Origin of the sequence: Sphingopyxis sp. CCNWLW2, from assembly GCF_037095755.1 — a bacterium.
Classification (GTDB): Bacteria; Pseudomonadota; Alphaproteobacteria; order Sphingomonadales; family Sphingomonadaceae; genus Sphingopyxis.
On the sequence record NZ_JBAWKJ010000003.1, the window covers coordinates 67,272 to 83,444 of the forward strand.

Consider the following 16,173-nt stretch of genomic DNA (forward strand, 5'->3'; position numbering starts at 1 on the left):
TATCGATATCTGTTCTTCCCGAGCTCCGCGCCGCTTGGGCGTCTAGCCGCGAGCGGTATAGGCTGGCGCCTTCGACAGCTTCGCCGCCGCCGAGTTCGGGTCGATCAGCATCCCGTGGGTCTGCATATTGTGCGAATGCCCGAGATTGTGCAGCGCGAACTGGGCGCTCATCACGGTCGAGCGCCCTGCAGCATCCTGCGCATTGTTGACGGCTTCCTTGGCACATTTCAGCGCGAAGAGCGGCATCTTGGCGATCCGCGCCGCCAGGTCGAGGGTGAAAGCTGTCAACTCCGCGCGCGGTACGACATGATTGACCATCCCGAGGCGATGAGCCTCTTGTGCGTCCCACCAGCCAGCCGTGAACAGCAGCTCTTTGGCCTTGCGGATTCCGAGTTCATAGGGATGATTGAAGAATTCCGCGCCGGCGAGTCCCATGTCGACCGTATTGTCCATGAACCGCGCGTCGTCCGAACAGACAATCAGGTCGCACGGCCAGATCAGCATCAACGCACCCGCGATCGCCGCACCCTGGACCTCGGCGATCGTCGGCTTGGAAAAATTGCGCCAGCGTTCGCTGAACCCGAGGTAGATTTCCTTCTCGCGCTGGAAATGGCCCTCGGCGCCCGCGCAGCCGAAGCCGCACCAGGTCCCGACCGGAGTGAAAGAGGAATAATCGACGCCGCGCGGATCTTCGTGCAGATCGTGACCGGCTGAAAAATGCTTCCCTGCCCCAGCGAGAATGACGACCTTGATTTCGTCGTCGCGCGCTGCGCGGTCGAAGGCGCAGTTGAGCTCGTAGAGGAGCCGCGTGTCCTGCGCATTGATCGCGTCGGGGCGATTCAAAAGAATCCTCGCCACATGTGGAGCGGGGGTTTCATAGATGATGTGGAGAAGCTCCATATCCTTGCTGCTCATGACATTTCCTTCGTGAAGAGTTCGGACGCGCGATGAAGGCGGGCCCTAGGGAGAGGCTGCGTCGGGCATAGGCGCGAGCCGCTTTCCGCGAGGCGGGGACGCTAATGGTAGGTACGGCCCCCGTCGGCGGCGAGCGCGACGCCGGTTATGAAGGAGGACTCCTCGCTCGACAGGAACAGCAGGGATCGCGCCATCTCATCGGCTTCCGCAATGCGCTTTAGAGCGTAGTTGGCGACAACCGCGGATGCGGTATCGACGGGCGCCATCGGCGTCCGGGTGAGCCCGGGGCAGAGCACGTTGGCGCGGATCGCGGGGCCGAGCTCGGCGGCGAGCGCCTTGGTGAATCCGATCAGGCCGGCCTTCGACGCGGCATAGGCGGAGGCGCCGGGCAGGTTCGGCAGAAGGCCCTGCGCGGACGCGACAGTGACGATCGTTGCCGATGTTTCGCGCTTGAGCCACGGAAGCGCTGCCTTGCAAATGCGAAAAGCCCCGTTGAGATTAATGTCGATCGTAGTTTCCCACTGCGCGTCGGTCGTATCCTCGAGCCGGGCCGGGAACGCCACGCCGGCGCAATGGACGACGCCGTCGATCCGGCCGAGTGCGTTGCCGAGCCGGTCGACGGCCTGCTTGGTCGCGTCGCGATCGCCAAGGTCGCACGAGGCCGCGGGCATCGACAGCTTCTTCGACAAAGCGGACAGCATCGGGCCGTCGAGGTCGAGGAGCCCAACCCTGGCGCCTTCGGCCACGAAAAGTTCCGCGGTGGCGCGTCCGATACCGGAAGATGCCCCCGTCAGGATTATGGCCCGCCCCTCGACTTTTCCAGATACCGTCCTTGTCATCTCTTTCTCCCTTGCCGGACCTGTAGGTCTCTGTGCCCGATGGTGAGCGGCCGCCACGAACCCCGACGCTAGCGGGCGATTGCCGCGGCGCACGAGACTCGAATAGGTGATGCCGTCGATAACAGAATTCGCGCTTACGCTTGGCGCCGCCTGGTCCTACGCCGATCCTCGGGCAAAAAAGACAAGGTCGGGCCCGACCGATAGGCGCTCGCCAATAGATGCTTCGGCTGTCGGCCGGCCCTGGCCAGCGACTTCGGGAGCGTCCGGGCGCGGAGGGAGAGAGAATGGCTAATTTGGAAGAGCGAACCCGTGCGCCGTCGCTGGACATCGACATTTTCAGCGAGGCCTATCTGTCCGATCCGGTGCGTCACTATGACGCGATACGGGATGCGGGTCCCGTAGTCTTTCTCTCCAAATATGGCGTTTACGGGGTGACCCGGCACGCCGAGGTCATGGCGACGCTCAAGGATTTCGATAGCTTCTGCAACGGACGCGGCGGCACCATGACGGACCTTGCGAAAGAGAGCGGATGGCGCAAGCCGTCGTTGCTTGTCGAGAATGATCCGCCGCAGCACCAGCATCTTCGCGCCATGATGAATCGCGTCGTGTCGCTGCAGGACCTCAAGGGACGCCGGGCCTCGTGGGAGGAGCAAGCGAACAGGCTCATCGCCGATGCGGCTGCGCGCCGACACATCGATGCGGTTCCCGATATTGCCCAGGCCTATCCGATGATGATTTTCCCGAACCTGATCGGGGTCGCGTCCGAAGGGCGGGAGATGATGCTCACCTATTCGGCCGCGCTGTTCAACTCGATCGCGCCCGATACCGAATTGTTCCGCCGGAGCAGCGCCGCCGCTGTCACCGCGATCGAGTGGGTGGCCAATGCGTGCCGGCGGGAAAATCTCAGTGATGGCGGATGGGGACTCAAGGTCTTCGAGGCAGCCGACCAGGGCCTTTGCACCGAGGAGGAGGCTGAACAGCTGGTTCGCTCCTTTGTCTCCGCCGGTGTCGATACGACGGTCAATGCGATCGGCAGCTTGATTCTTGCACTCGCACGCGCGCCCGATCAATGGCAACTATTGCGCGCCAACCCCTCGCTGGCCAAGCGGGCGGTCGAAGAGTCGCTTCGTCTCGATTCTGCGGTCCAGGGCTTTTTCCGGACAACGACCCGGGAGGTCGAGGTTTCGGGAACATGGCTCCCCGAGGGGGCGAAGGTCTATCTGTTTCTGGGCGTCGCCAACCGCGATCCGCGGCGCTGGGACGATCCGGACAAGTTCGAAGTAATGCGCAACTGCAGCGGTCATGTCGCATTCGGTTTCGGTATCCACCAGTGCCTCGGGCAGATGGTGGCCCGTCTCGAGGCGGAGGTGATACTAGACGCGCTTCTGCGACAGGTTTCCGAAATCCGCCTGACGGCCGACCCGGTGCCCGGTTTGAACAATGCGGTACGGGGCTTTCACTCGCTTCCCGTCGAGCTGGTTCCGGCCTGATCCCGCCCGGCACATCGGTGACAGGAAGACAGTAATGTATCCGATCCGGCTCGCAAAAGGGATGGCACGCGTCCGGCCACCCTGATTGGGGCGGCCCCGCACTGCCGCGACCATGATCAGGCTGCCGTGGATCGTATAGGGCGCAAAATTCTGCTGTAAATAACCTGGGGAAGTAAAGTTACTTTCGCAGGATTTGTAGTATAAATTTAGAAATTTAATATTATACTATGTCGTTATCTTAATGGTGCCAATAAGTAAAACATGTATTCTTATCCAATTGCCTTGTCGAATAGCATATTGGGCACGCTGCGTTGACGTTCATCGGGGTTTATCCATTCCCGGGTGCGTGCGGCCAAAATATAAGACAGGGAGGGTGATATGAACAAGACGTCCTATTGGTTACGGCTCTTCGCGCTTGGCTCGGTCTCGGCCATGGCCGGTGCCGCCCACGCGCAGACGGCCGAAGTGCCGGCGGATACGGAGGAGGCATCGCCTGCCGCTGGCGAAATCATCGTGACCGCCCAGAAGCGATCGGAGCGGCTGAACGACGTGCCGATGGCGATCACCGCAGCCACCGGCGATGATCTTGCCGCGCGCGGCGTGACTTCGATCGAGGATCTCGCCAAAGTCGTACCCGGCTTTCAGTACACGCACACGACCCTCAATCCCGTCTACACGCTGCGCGGTGTCGGCTTTTTCGATACGTCTTTCTCGGCGCGCGGCGCTGTCGCGGTCTATAACGACGAGATCGGGCTCCCCTTCGGCGTGATGACCCAGGGCATCCCCTTTGATCTCGAGCGGGTCGAGGTTCTCAAGGGACCCCAAGGAACACTCTACGGCCAGAATTCCACCGGCGGGGCCATAAACTATATCTCGGCGAAGCCGACCGACAGCTTCAAAGCGGGTATCAGCGGCGAAATCGGGCGCTTCCGCTGGGGCTATGTCGAGGCCTTCGCTTCGGGGCCGATTACGGACACGCTGAATGCGCGCGTTGCGGTCCATCAGGATTTCGGCGGCGACTGGCAGCGCGGCTTCACCAATGACCGGACAAGTGGCAGCCGGAACGCGATCGCGGGACGCTTCCTGCTCGACTGGAAGCCGACCGACCGTTTGAGGATCAGCAGCAATTTCACGGTCACCCACATCGATTCCGATCCGCAAATGCCGCAGATATCCTCCTTCTGGTCGATTGTAGGAGGCGCTACCCGGCCGCCCGCACTCGTTGGTTACCCCTTGCCGTCCAAGTCGAACCGCGCGGCGGATTTCACGCCCGGGCAAGCCTATTACAAGCGCGACCAGATGCTGATGGGCGCGGTGCGGCTCGATTATGATCTCTCCGATACGTGGCAGGTCACCTCGCTCTCATCCTATGCCGACTATGACCGCGAAAACCGCAATGAGCGCGACGGTACGACCGTCTACAACAATTCCTTCGCCAACAGCGGCGGACTCAAGGTGTTTCAGCAGGAGCTTCGGCTGAGCGGTGAGATGGGGGACCGCGTGCAGTTGCTCGCCGGGCTCAACTACGAGCGCGACAAGGCGGTCCAGATCGACGTTTCGGCCTTCACCGACGGCTCGGTGACACGCGTCTACAACGCGCTGGTGCCCAACGATCCCTTTCTCGGGAATATGTCGGACACCCGCAGCCGCTATACGAGCAAGGCGATCTTCGGAAATGCCGAAATCGAGCTGACGCCGACACTGACCGCCCAGCTTGGCGCGCGTTACACCGACTATCGCGGGACGGGCAGCAATTGCACCGGGCCCGATGAGCGCAATGTCCTCGGCCGGGCATTGACGATCATCTACAACGGACGCCGCGCCGCGCTCGGATTGCCGCCGATCGCGCCGATCCAGGCGGGCCAGTGCGTCGCTGCGGACCTCGCGACCTTCACCCCGCAGGAACTGACCCAGCGGCTCAAGGAAAATAATGTCTCCTGGCGCGTCGGGATCGACTGGAAGCCGTCCCCCGATTTCATGCTCTACGGCAATGTCAGCCGCGGCTACAAGGGCGGCAGCTTCCCTTCGGTGCTTGCGAACTTCGATTTCCAGTTCGCACCGGCGCTGCAGGAGGCGCTAACCGACTATGAAGTTGGCTTCAAGGCGAGCCTCTTCGACCGGACGCTCCAGGTGAATGGCGGCGCTTTCTATTATGACTATCAGAACAAGCAAGTGCAGGGGCGCATCATCAACTCGGCGGGCTCGCAGCCCAAGCTCGTCAATATTCCCGCCTCCCGCCTCAAGGGAACGGAGCTCGAGATACACTGGTCGCCGAGCCGGCACTTCACGCTGGGGGGCGGGATCACCTATCTCGACAGCCGCACCAAGGGCCGCTTCGTCAACTTCGAGCCCCAGGGGACTCCCAATGATTTCGGGGGCGAGCGCTTTCCCTACGCGCCGAAATGGCAGGGCACGGTCGACGCGGAATATCGTGTCGATCTTGGCGACAGGCTTGAGATGTTTGCCGGAGCATCGCTGCGTGCCCAGAGCCGCACCGTCGCCGCTTTCGGGGACAATCCGAACTTTGATATCGACGGATATGCCTTGCTGGACCTTCGGCTGGGCATCGAAGACAAGGACGCCGGTTGGCGGGTCGCGCTGTTCGGCCGCAACGTGACCGACACCACTTATTGGACGAGCACGATCCGCGGGCTCGATACCAATGTGCGATATATGGGCATGCCGGCGACCTACGGTATTTCCTTCTCGTTCAAACCCTGACCTCGCGGCGGTGCCGGCTGCGCGCTCTGCCGGCACCCGCGCCCTCCTCTCGCGCTCGTTCAATCCCCCCAGGGGCCGGATCTTCGGAGATGCCAATGCTTGGATTAATGCAGGACTGGCCGTTGACGGTCGACAAGCTGATCGATCACGCCGCACGGTGGCATGGCACTACCGAAATCGTGTCGATCGATGCTGATGGCTGTTCGCACCGCTCGACCTACGGGGCTATCCATCATGACGCCAAGCGCGTTACCAACGCGCTGCGTCGCATGGGCGTCGAACCGGGCGAACGCATCGCGACGATGGGGTGGAACAGCGCGCGCCACCTGGCCGCTTGGTATGGCATCCAGGCGATGGGGGCGGTCTGCCATACCCTCAACCCCCGGCTCTTCTTGGAACAGATCGTCTATATCGCCAACCACGCGGGGGACCGGGTCCTGATCGCCGACCCGTCGGTCGCCGATATCGTCGACCAGTTGCTGCCCCTGGTCCCCTCGATCGAGCAAGTGATCTTCTTTTGCGACCCGGTCGATCTCCCCTCCATCGGGCGCGGGGCCATCGCGTTCGATGACTGGATCGCAGGCGAAAGCGGCGAGGCCGCGTGGGGCGGCTTCGACGAGAAGAGCGCGTGCGGTTTATGCTATACAAGCGGCACGACAGGCGATCCCAAAGGCGTCCTCTACTCGCACCGTTCGAGCTATCTCCACGCGCTGATGACGCTTCAGGCCGATGCGCTGGCGCTCAACGCGCGCGATTGCGCCTTGCTCGTGGTGCCGATGTACCATGCCAATGGCTGGGGCGTGGTCTATTCGGCGCCGGCGGTCGGTGCAAAGCTTGTTCTGCCGGGGCCGCGCCTCGACGGGGCTTCGCTGCAGCGCCACATTGTCGAGGAGGGCTGCACCTATTCTGCGGCTGTACCGACGGTGTGGCAGGCGCTTCGTACCTATCTCGACGAAAGCGGCCTTGGCTTGGGACAATTGCGGCGTGTCTCGATCGGAGGTGCGGCCTGCCCCGAACCCATCATACGTTCGTTTCGCGACCAATATGGGGTCGACGTGATCCAGGGATGGGGCATGACCGAAACCAGCCCGCTGGCAACGATGTCTGTTCCCAACATCGCCGTCGCTGCGATGGATGGCGACGCGCAGATCGCATACAAGCTCAAGCAAGGGCGACCCCTGCCCGGGCTTGATCTCAAGATTGTCGACGACGGGGGCAATCCGCTGCCGCACGATGGCGGCACGGCTGGCCGCCTGCTAATCAAGGGACCGACGGTCTGCTCGGCCTATTTCGGGGACGAGGCGGGTTCGGCGCTCGACGACGAGGGATTTTTCGATACGGGCGATGTCGCGACGCTGGACGCGCTTGGCTATATGCAGATCACCGACCGGGCGAAGGATGTCGTAAAGTCCGGCGGCGAGTGGATTTCTTCCATGGAGATCGAGGCGATCATCATCGGTCATCCCAAGGTCGCGCTCGCCGCCGTGATCGGCGTGGCCCATCCAAAATGGGACGAGCGGCCCATTCTCATGATTCAGCTTCGCGAGGGCGAGCATGCCGAAGCAGACGAATTCCGTGACTGGCTCGAGGGCAAGATTGCTCGCTGGTGGATGCCCGATGACGTGCTCATCGTTCCCGAAATTCCGCTTGGCGCGACCGGCAAGGTCGACAAGAAGCGGATACGGTCGGGATTGACGGAATATAAGCCCGCATTCGAGCCGTCGCGTTAGCGATGCCGCGTTATGGAAGCAGCTGCCGTCTGGCGCCTGGTTCAGCTCCCGGTGTCGGCCAGGATGTGGAGCGCGCCGATCAACTGCTGCGCCCGCTCGGAACCCAGCCTGTCGACAAGGCGCGCCTCGTGACGCGCAAATCGGGTCTTGAGATCGACCAGCGCTGCTTCTCCGGCTGCCGTGAGATGGAGGCGCCGCACACGTCGATCGGCCGGATCCGTCATGCGATGCGTCCATCCGCGCGCCTCGAGCGCATCGATCATCGGCACGACGCGTGGGCGATCGATATCGAGCGCAAGCGCAAGCTCGGCCTGGCTGATCCCGGGATTGTCGGAAATCACCGAAAGCGCCGAAAATTGCGCAGGCGTGACCGCGAGACCGGCGAATGCAGAGCCGATCTCACGAAATATGGCGAGCTGGGCCCTGCGAAGCCCGAAGCCGATCGCCGCGTCCAGATAGGAGCGATCGATCATCGGGCGTCCAAGTTCATCCCGCTCAGACATGGCTTTTCCCAATCGTGCCTCCCCGGACTCCATCGGCAAAGCCTAGGCGGCTGCGGCCGAAACTGCGACTTCCAAAATAGATACTAGATATAACTATTATATAATGTAATTAAAACGACAAGCCCGTCATCCCTGCGGAGACCGGCTCCGATCAGCAAAATTGGGAGGCCCCGATGAAGGACGTCTATATCATGTCGGCGGCGCGAACCGCGATCGGCGCATTTGGCGGTTCGCTGAAGGATATGTCGCCGACCCGGCTCGGTGCCGCTGCCGCCCGCGCTGCGATCGAGCGCAGCGGCCTGGCAGCGGCCCATGTCGATCATTCGATATTCGGCACGGTCATTCCGACCGAATCCGCCGATCTCTTTCTCGGCAGAACAATAGGCATCCATGCGGGGCTGGCCCAGCAGTCGATGGGGCTGACCGTGAACCGGCTTTGCGGCTCTGGCGCGCAGGCCATCATCACCGCGGCTTCGATGATCCAACTGGGAGACGCGAAGATCGCGCTTGCGGGCGGCGCGGAAGCGATGAGTCGCTCGCCTTATGCCGTCGAGGGTGCCCGATTCGGCCGAAGGATGGGGAATGGCCTCCTCTACGACTGGCTCGCGAACACGTTCGCCGATCCGTTCGGCCATGGCCATATGGGGTGCACCGCGGAGAATTTGGCCGACATATATAACATCTCGCGCGAGCGTCAGGACATCTACGCTCTCGAGTCCCAGCGTCGCGCGGCGCGCGCGCAGCAGGAGGGGCGCTTTGACGAGCAGATCGTGCCGGTCGAGCTCGAAACGCGCAAGGGAGCGGAGTTTTTTGCCCGCGACGAACATCTGCGGGCCGACACCAGCCTTGAGGGACTCGCCCGGCTGACGCCGGCCTTCCGTGAAGGCGGCACGGTGACCGCGGGCAATGCGTCGGGCATCAACGATGGAGCGGCCGCTCTCCTTCTCGTGAGCGATAGCGTTCTGAAGGACCATCGCGTGACGCCCGTGGGACGGATCGTATCCTGGGGACTTGCGGGCGTTCCGCCCGAAATCATGGGTATCGGTCCGGTGATGGCCGTGCCGATCGCGCTCGAACGTGCCGGGTTGAAATTGACGGACATCGACGTGATCGAATCGAATGAGGCCTTCGCCGCCCAGGCCATCGCCGTCGCCGACTGCCTCGGCTTCGATCCTGAAATAGTCAATCCCAATGGCGGCGCGGTCGCGCTGGGACACCCGCTCGGCGCGACCGGCGCCATATTGACGACCAAGGCCCTATACGAACTTTTGCGGACGGGCGGGCGCTACGGCCTCGTAACCATGTGCATCGGCGGTGGGCAGGGAATTGCCCTCATCATCGAAAATCTGAGCTGAGGAACCTCGAAATGACGATTCACGCAGAAGATCTGGCTCCCATTGAACTGCGACGCGTGGCGGTTATCGGCGCCGGAGCGATGGGGGCGGGCATCGCCGCCCATGTGGCCAATGCAGGGGTTCCTGTTCTGCTCCTCGACACTGCGGCGGACGGCCCCCAAGATCGCGACGTCCGCGCGAAGGCCGGCATTGCACGGCAACTCGCGGCGGGAGGATTCATGCATCCCGATCTTGCCTCATTGGTCGAGACCGGGACCGTCGAGGAAGATCTGGCCGCAATCGCCGACTGCGACTGGATCGTCGAGGCCGTATTCGAGGATATTGAGGTGAAGAAGGCGCTTTACCGGCGGATCGAAGCGCTGCGCCAGGACAGGTCGATCATCTCCTCCAACACCTCGACGATACCGCTGGCACAACTGATCGACGGCATCGGCGATCGCTTCGCGGGCGATTTCGTCATCACCCATTTCTTCAACCCGCCGCGGTTGATGCCGCTGCTCGAACTTGTCGGGGGACGCGCGACCCATGCGGACACGCTAGTGCGCGCCAAGGCGATCTGCGAGCGCAACCTTGGCAAGACCGTGGTCACCTGCAACGATACGCCTGGTTTCATTGCCAACCGCATCGGCAACTACTGGATGTCTCTCGCCGCGATGGAGGCGTTCCGCCAGGGATTGACGGTCGAGGAGGCGGATGCCGTGATGAGCGCGCCCTTCGGAATTCCGCGAACCGGGGTTTTCGGCCTTTTTGATTTCGTGGGGCTGAATCTTGTACCGCTCGTGTGGGGCAGCTTCATGCAAAATCTGCCGGACCACGACGACCACCGTCGGTACGACATCACTAATGATCCCCTGTTCAAGACCCTGCTCTCGCGCGGTTTGACCGGCCGCGCCGGCCCCGGCGGCTTCTATCGCCGCCGGCAAGCCGACGGAGCCCGTACCGATGAAGTGTTCGATTTTTCCCTGATCGATTATCGGCCCCGGCGTGAACCGGATATGCCTGAGCTGGCGGAAGAGCTCGGCGTCCTTCTCGCCGGAGAGGGGCGGGCGGGGCGCTATGCCTGGACCGTCTTTTCAGGCCTCATCGTCTATTGCGCGAAGGTTGCCGAAGAGATTGCGGGTTCGCTCGCTGACATCGATCTTGCGATCCGCCTTGGCTATAACTGGCGCTACGGGCCGTTCGCGCTCGCCGATCGCGTTGGCGCGCGCAGCATCGCGGACCGGCTCGAGGCCGAAGGTAGCGACGTACCGTCCCTGCTGGCACAGGCCGCGCGAGCCGGTGGCTTTGCAGCCTTGTCGGGGATCGGCAGCGGCGCCGCAATCCCCGCCCGGTCGGTAGCCGCCATCCGGCGGTCGGGGTCGCCTGTCGCGGGCAATGCCTCCGCTTCGGTCTGGGATCTTGGCGACGGCGTCGCCTGCCTCGAAATCCATACGAAGATGAATGCTTGCAACAGCGATGTCGTCGCGATCGTCGAAGAGGCGACGGCATTGGTGGCGAGAAAATTTTCGGCGCTGGTCGTCGCCAACGACAATCCCCGCGCTTTTTCGGCCGGCGCCGATCTTTCGGCCTTCATCGCTTATATACAGGCCCGCGACTGGGAAGGGCTTTCGACCTTTGTCGCGCGCGGTCAGCGGGCATGGCAGGCTCTCGCCGAAGCCCGGTTTCCCGTGGTCGCCGCATTGCGCGGCCTGGCGCTGGGCGGGGGCGCCGAACTGGCGATGCATGCGACGCGCGTCGTTGCGCATGCGGAAGCGCAGTTCGGCCTGCCGGAGCGCAACGTCGGTATCCTGCCGGGATGGGGCGGCTGCTACCAACTGCTCGCGCGCGCGTCCGAGATCCAGGCCGATCCGGTCGCAGCGGCTCGTGCAGCCTTTGCGACGATCGCCGTCGCGACGCCGTCGCGTTCGGCGCTGGAGGCGCGGGATATGGGTTTTCTGCGCATGTGCGACCCGATCGTTATGAACGGATCGCATGTGCTCCCAACGGCCGTGCGTCTTGCGCGCGAGCTTGCCGCAACTGACACCTGCTCCGTCCACCGGCGGATTGTCGCGAGCGGCGAGGCCGGTCGGTTCGCGATGCACGCGACAATCGACGAGGGTGTCGCGGACGGGCGATACACGGCGGTGGACAAGGGAGTGCTCGAGGTCGTGGCCGAGGTCCTGTCAGGAGGTGGAGCAAAGGAAGGCGACGAACTGGATCATGCGGCGGTCTGCCGCGCAGAGCTCGAAGGCATGATGGAACTCGCGCGCCGACCCACCACCCTCGCGCGGCTCGAGGCGATGCGGAGCAGCAACCGGCCGCTGCGCAACTGACGGATGAGCGCCCTGTCCTATGGCCCGCCCTCCGACAAGGCATTGTTTTACTTCACACATTGTACTTTCACCTTGCGCTGCGCCGCGAGGCGCCGTCTCGCACCGCGTTGAGAGGCGGGTCGCGACGACCGCACAGCGATCGGGTCACCTCCGCGGGCGCGCCATGCCGACCGAGGTGCGCGTGCGATTCGAGGGCAGGCTCACGGGACGGGTACGCGCGCGGACACCTTGTCGTCTTCGGTGAGTGCATAGTTGAGATCGTAGCGCATATTCCGCGCTTCGATGTCCTCGCCGCAATGATCGCACGCCACCACCGGGTGGAAATCCTCGCCGCAGTCGAGATGGGTCAGGATGAGCGGAGCAGGAAACCCGAGCCACTTGTCACCCCATCGAAGCATCTGGATCAGTGGCAGATAAAGGTCGCGGCCCATGGGGCTCAATCGATATTCGTGGCGGGGCGGCCTCTCGGAATATCGGACGCGGTCGACGATGCCGTTCGCCACGAGGCGGTTCAAGCGGCCGGCGAGTATATTCGGGCCGATTCCGAGCTGCCTCTGAAACTGGTCGTATCGCTTTTGCCCGAAGAAGAGCTCGCGTATGAGAAGGAAGGTCCAGCGATCGGCGAGAATGGCGAGGGTGCGCGACACCGACGATGGACGGTTCCGTTCGAACGCCCCCTCGGAGGCGGAGCGCCGCTGCTGTCTGGCCGTCGCCGGCGGCGAGCGTCCGGCGCCGGGGCCGTCGCGAAAGCGGACCCGGCCAGCGGTGACGGGCTGCCGGCACGCTGAACAGAGGGTGGTCGGCCGGCATCTATGGCCGCATTTCCTGTGGACCAGGTAGAGCGGTGGTGCTTCGCCGCCATGCAGATGATCGTCCCCGAAGCGGAGCATGGTGAGCATGACCAGATAAAGATCACGACCTGGCTCGCTGAGGCGATATTCGAATCTCTTGCCGTCGCGGCCGGCCGCATGGCGCTCGATCAGCCCATTGTCGGCGAGCCGCTTCAGACGGTCGCTTAGCGTGCTGCGCGGCAGCCGGAGCATATTCTGAATCTGTTCGAAGCGCCGGGCACCCATGTAGAATTCGCGCAGCACGAGAAAGGACCAGGCGTCGGAGACGAGGTTGAGGGTCCGTTCGACGGAGCAGTTGCGGACGAGCGGTGCACTACCTGGCTGCTTTGGCATCTGCTCGGCATAACCGCTTGTGGTCCGGATATTCAACTGCAGAGGTCGCTATGCTCGGTATCGCCAGGCAATGCAGGCGGGGCGGGGCAGTCAGCCGGGTTTTTCTCGTCGGGCTTGCGCCGCGCGGAGCCGGCCGATGTCGGCCAGCCTGTCGACGTCGATGAGTTCGTCCGGCATCGGCGCGACCCGGATCGCTTGCCGGCGAAGCGCTTGCTTCAATGACGCCCGATGATCGCGGATCCAGCCGGCGGCCGCCGCCCAGGGAGGACCCGTCCATTCCGGGGAGACGGAGAGCGCCGGGCGGGCGGGCGTCATCGCGCGGGCAAGTGCTTGGAAATGGACGGCCGAGACGGCGGGCATGTCCGCGAGAGCCAAAAGCACACCATCCGGCGATCGCTCGAGAGCCATATCGATCCCGGCCTGGAGCGATATTTCCTGCGAACCGTCGGCGCGCGGCGGGACGACGAGGCGATAGCCTTGGTTTGAAAGCAGCAAGGCGAGTGCGGGAGAGCTTTCTCCGACAACCGCGATATGGCAAAGAAAATCCATGCTCCGGAGGGTCTCTGCCGCTTTCACAATGAGGGGATGCCCCCCGAACTCGTAAAGCAGTTTGTCGCCCGCTTCGAAGCGCCTCGACTGGCCGGCGCACAGCAGAATGGCAGCCATTCGGGCGATGTCCACCTAGCCCTCCCCGGCAATCTGAAAGATCTGAGCGAGCGCCGAGACCGCGAGCGAGCGCGGATCGCGCGCCGGTCCGAACAGCCCGATGGGACAGACCAGTCGATCGAGCGCTGCTTCGCTCACTCCGCGCGCTCGCAGCGTCTGGAGACGCTGGGCCTGTGCTGTCCGGCTGCCCATGGCGCCGACAAAAAAGGCGGGCGAGCGCAGGGCTTGTTCGATCAGCGGCGGCTCCCAGTCATGATCGTGAAAGAAAAAGGCTACGGCGGTGCGGGCATCGCAGGCGATGTCGAGAGGCGAATCGGGACTCTTCAACAATATCCCGTTGCCCGCGTCGCCGAGCGCGTCGAGCACGCATCGGTCCGGCGACCCGATCGTAACATCGAGTCCGGCCGATCGCGCGAGCTTGGCAAGGCTCACCACTTCTCCGCCGCTGCCGAATGCCAGCAGTCGCACCGGGGGCTGAAGCAGCCGGCGGCATATCCGGCCGTCCCAGCTCGTCTCCTGGATCGGTTCGGCAATACGGATTCCGTGCTCCACGCTAAATTCGACGGAAACCGGACGACGCGCGCGCAAGCACGCGATCATTGCCGTCAAAGTACCAAAATCCGGCCCCGGCAGAATCAGCAGCTCGAGCCCGCCGCCGCACGGCAGGCGAATATCGATCCATGGCGAGCCTTGGCCAAGCCGAAGGATCCGTGGCATGCGATCCGAAATGGCCTCGACCGCCTCGGTCGTTATCGAGGCATCGAAACAGCCGCCGCTGATCGAACCCGCACGCCGCCCGTCCTCGCCAATAGCCATGATGGTTCCGACGGATCGCGAGGTGCGTCCCTTGCACGAGACGATCGTGATGAGGGCGCTGGCAAGACCAGATCCCAGCCAGTCGGCCAGACGTTCGAGTATGATTCCCGGCGGTGCGTCAAACATGACGGCGGCGGCGGGTCACGCGATCAGTCGGGAACAGCGTCGAGGCTGGCGACGAGCAGATATTTCTTCTCCAAATATTCCTCGATTCCATCGTGAGATCCCTCGCGCGAATGACCGCTCTCCTTCACGCCGCCGAAGGGTGCCAGTTCGGTGGATATCGAGCCCGTATTGATGCCTACCATGCCGCATTCGAGCGCATCGGAAACACGAAATATGCGATCGAGGCTGCGGGTGAACATATAAGCCGCGAGGCCGGAGGTGGTCGCGTTCGCCGCCGCGATGACGTCCCTTTCCGACTGGAATCGGAATATCGGGGCGATCGGGCCGAATGTCTCGTTTTGCGCGAGCATCATTGCATGCGTGGCCCCGGTGACGATCGTCGGCTCGAAGAATGTACGACCGAGCCGATGGCGCCGACCGCCGGCGACGATGCGGCCGCCCTTGGCGATGGCGTCCGCCAGTTGTCCCTCCACTTTTGTAACCGCTGCACAATTGATGAGCGGTCCCTGCGTCACGCCGGCTTCGGTTCCCGCTCCAACCGTCAGTGTCGCAACGCGCGCTGCGAGCCTTTCCACGAAATCGTCATGGATGCGGTCCTGGACATAGATGCGGTTCGCGCAGACGCAGGTCTGACCCGAGTTTCGAAACTTCGCGGTCATCACCCCGTCCACGGCGACATCGAGGTCGGCATCGTCGAAAACCAAGGCCGGCGCATTCCCTCCCAGCTCAAGCGCCAGTTTCTTCACGGTCGACGCGCATTGACGCATGAGGCGCTTTCCGACCTCGGTCGATCCCGTAAAGCTCAAAAGGCGTACCGCAGGGTGCGATGTCAGCACCTGCCCCCGATCGCCTCGGCATCGCCAGTGATGATGTTGAGCACACCTGGCGGGATTCCCGCCTGTTCGGCGAGGGCGCAGAGCGCAATCGCCGACAAGGGCGTCTCGGGAGCCGGCTTGACCACGACCGTACAACCCGCGGCAAGCGCGGGCGCAACCTTGCGCGTGATCATCGCATGCGGGAAATTCCAGGGCGTGATCGCTGCGACCACGCCGACCGGCTGGCACGCGACCATGATTCGGGCGTCGGCGCGGTGGCTCGGTAAAATCTCGCCGCGGACGCGCTTGGCCTCTTCGGCATAATATTCCACATAGGCGGCGCCATAGCGAATCTCGTCCTGGGCTTCGGCGAACGGCTTTCCCTGTTCTGCGGTCAGCAGGCGTGCAAGATCGTCGCTTGACGCGCTGATAAGGTCGAACCAGCGGCGCAGGATCTGCGATCGTTCCTTCGCGGGCCGTCTCGACCAAGATGGAAAGGCCGTCGCGGCGGCCTCGACCGCCGCGGTCGCCTCCGCAGTTCCAAGGCGGGGAACGCGGCCCACGATCGTGCCGGTGGCGGGATCCTCGACGGCATCGACGGGCTCGCCGACAAATTTTCCGTCGATATAGGCCTGCTCCTTGAGAAGGCGGGTGTCCGCAAGCTGCAGGCGGACATCGGATCGCGGTGCGTCGATCATCGG

Annotated in this window: 11 protein-coding genes and 1 pseudogene; 5 read left to right on the top strand and 7 right to left on the bottom strand. The window is 63.3% G+C overall.

Annotated features, from left to right (window positions below):
- Positions 1-42: 42 nt before the first annotated feature.
- Positions 43-915: an enoyl-CoA hydratase gene (locus V8J55_RS17820; protein WP_336446948.1), complete on the bottom strand. Its 873-nt coding sequence runs from the start codon at positions 913-915 to the stop codon at positions 43-45.
- 101 nt (positions 916-1,016) lie between these two features.
- Positions 1,017-1,754, bottom strand: a complete 738-nt coding sequence (locus tag V8J55_RS17825) for an SDR family NAD(P)-dependent oxidoreductase (protein ID WP_336446949.1) — start codon at positions 1,752-1,754, stop codon at positions 1,017-1,019.
- A gap of 284 nt (positions 1,755-2,038) precedes the next feature.
- On the opposite strand from V8J55_RS17825, the gene V8J55_RS17830 reads away from it, so the two are divergent.
- From V8J55_RS17830 to V8J55_RS17840, 3 genes are all read left to right on the top strand, one after another.
- On the top strand, positions 2,039-3,244 hold the full coding sequence (locus V8J55_RS17830; RefSeq protein WP_336446950.1) for a cytochrome P450: 1,206 nt from the start codon (positions 2,039-2,041) through the stop codon (positions 3,242-3,244).
- Positions 3,245-3,622: 378 nt separating this feature from the next.
- Positions 3,623-5,965, top strand: a complete 2,343-nt coding sequence (locus V8J55_RS17835) for a TonB-dependent receptor (RefSeq protein ID WP_336446951.1) — start codon at positions 3,623-3,625, stop codon at positions 5,963-5,965.
- A 95-nt stretch (positions 5,966-6,060) separates the two neighbouring features.
- Entirely contained in the window at positions 6,061-7,695 is a 1,635-nt protein-coding gene (locus tag V8J55_RS17840) for a long-chain-fatty-acid--CoA ligase (protein WP_336446952.1), read from the top strand.
- Between the two features lie 41 nt (positions 7,696-7,736).
- On the opposite strand, the gene V8J55_RS17845 is transcribed toward V8J55_RS17840, so the two are convergent.
- Positions 7,737-8,210, bottom strand: coding sequence for a MarR family winged helix-turn-helix transcriptional regulator (locus V8J55_RS17845; RefSeq protein WP_336446953.1), 474 nt, complete (start codon positions 8,208-8,210; stop codon positions 7,737-7,739).
- Positions 8,211-8,371: 161 nt separating this feature from the next.
- Here V8J55_RS17845 and bktB point away from each other — a divergent pair, with 161 nt between their 5' ends.
- Both bktB and V8J55_RS17855 read left to right on the top strand, forming a co-directional pair.
- Positions 8,372-9,553, top strand: coding sequence for a beta-ketothiolase BktB (gene bktB, locus V8J55_RS17850; protein ID WP_336446954.1), 1,182 nt, complete (start codon positions 8,372-8,374; stop codon positions 9,551-9,553).
- A gap of 11 nt (positions 9,554-9,564) precedes the next feature.
- On the top strand, positions 9,565-11,865 hold the full coding sequence (locus tag V8J55_RS17855; RefSeq protein WP_336446955.1) for a 3-hydroxyacyl-CoA dehydrogenase/enoyl-CoA hydratase family protein: 2,301 nt from the start codon (positions 9,565-9,567) through the stop codon (positions 11,863-11,865).
- A 200-nt stretch (positions 11,866-12,065) separates the two neighbouring features.
- On the opposite strand, the gene V8J55_RS17860 is transcribed toward V8J55_RS17855, so the two are convergent.
- From V8J55_RS17860 to V8J55_RS17875, 4 genes and pseudogenes are all read right to left on the bottom strand, one after another.
- Positions 12,066-13,085, bottom strand: coding sequence for a winged helix-turn-helix transcriptional regulator (locus V8J55_RS17860; protein WP_336446956.1), 1,020 nt, complete (start codon positions 13,083-13,085; stop codon positions 12,066-12,068).
- 54 nt (positions 13,086-13,139) lie between these two features.
- Positions 13,140-13,730 carry a nucleotidyltransferase family protein gene (locus V8J55_RS17865; RefSeq protein ID WP_336446957.1) on the bottom strand — a complete coding sequence of 197 codons (591 nt, stop codon included), beginning with the start codon at positions 13,728-13,730 and terminating at the stop codon, positions 13,140-13,142.
- On the bottom strand, positions 13,731-14,657 hold the full coding sequence (locus tag V8J55_RS17870; RefSeq protein ID WP_336446958.1) for an XdhC family protein: 927 nt from the start codon (positions 14,655-14,657) through the stop codon (positions 13,731-13,733).
- Positions 14,658-14,680: 23 nt separating this feature from the next.
- A pseudogene (locus V8J55_RS17875) lies at positions 14,681-16,170 on the bottom strand (NAD-dependent succinate-semialdehyde dehydrogenase).
- Positions 16,171-16,173 lie beyond the last annotated feature (3 nt).

Excerpts from the sequence above, each read along its gene's own strand:
- V8J55_RS17820 (WP_336446948.1), bottom strand. The coding sequence starts at position 915 with ATGAGCAGCAAGGATATGGAGCTTCTCCACATCATCTATGAAACCCCC.
- V8J55_RS17825 (WP_336446949.1), bottom strand. The coding sequence starts at position 1,754 with ATGACAAGGACGGTATCTGGAAAAGTCGAGGGGCGGGCCATAATCCTG.
- V8J55_RS17830 (WP_336446950.1), top strand. The coding sequence starts at position 2,039 with ATGGCTAATTTGGAAGAGCGAACCCGTGCGCCGTCGCTGGACATCGAC.
- V8J55_RS17835 (WP_336446951.1), top strand. The coding sequence starts at position 3,623 with ATGAACAAGACGTCCTATTGGTTACGGCTCTTCGCGCTTGGCTCGGTC.
- V8J55_RS17840 (WP_336446952.1), top strand. The coding sequence starts at position 6,061 with ATGCTTGGATTAATGCAGGACTGGCCGTTGACGGTCGACAAGCTGATC.
- bktB (WP_336446954.1), top strand. The coding sequence starts at position 8,372 with ATGAAGGACGTCTATATCATGTCGGCGGCGCGAACCGCGATCGGCGCA.
- V8J55_RS17855 (WP_336446955.1), top strand. The coding sequence starts at position 9,565 with ATGACGATTCACGCAGAAGATCTGGCTCCCATTGAACTGCGACGCGTG.
- V8J55_RS17870 (WP_336446958.1), bottom strand. The coding sequence starts at position 14,657 with ATGTTTGACGCACCGCCGGGAATCATACTCGAACGTCTGGCCGACTGG.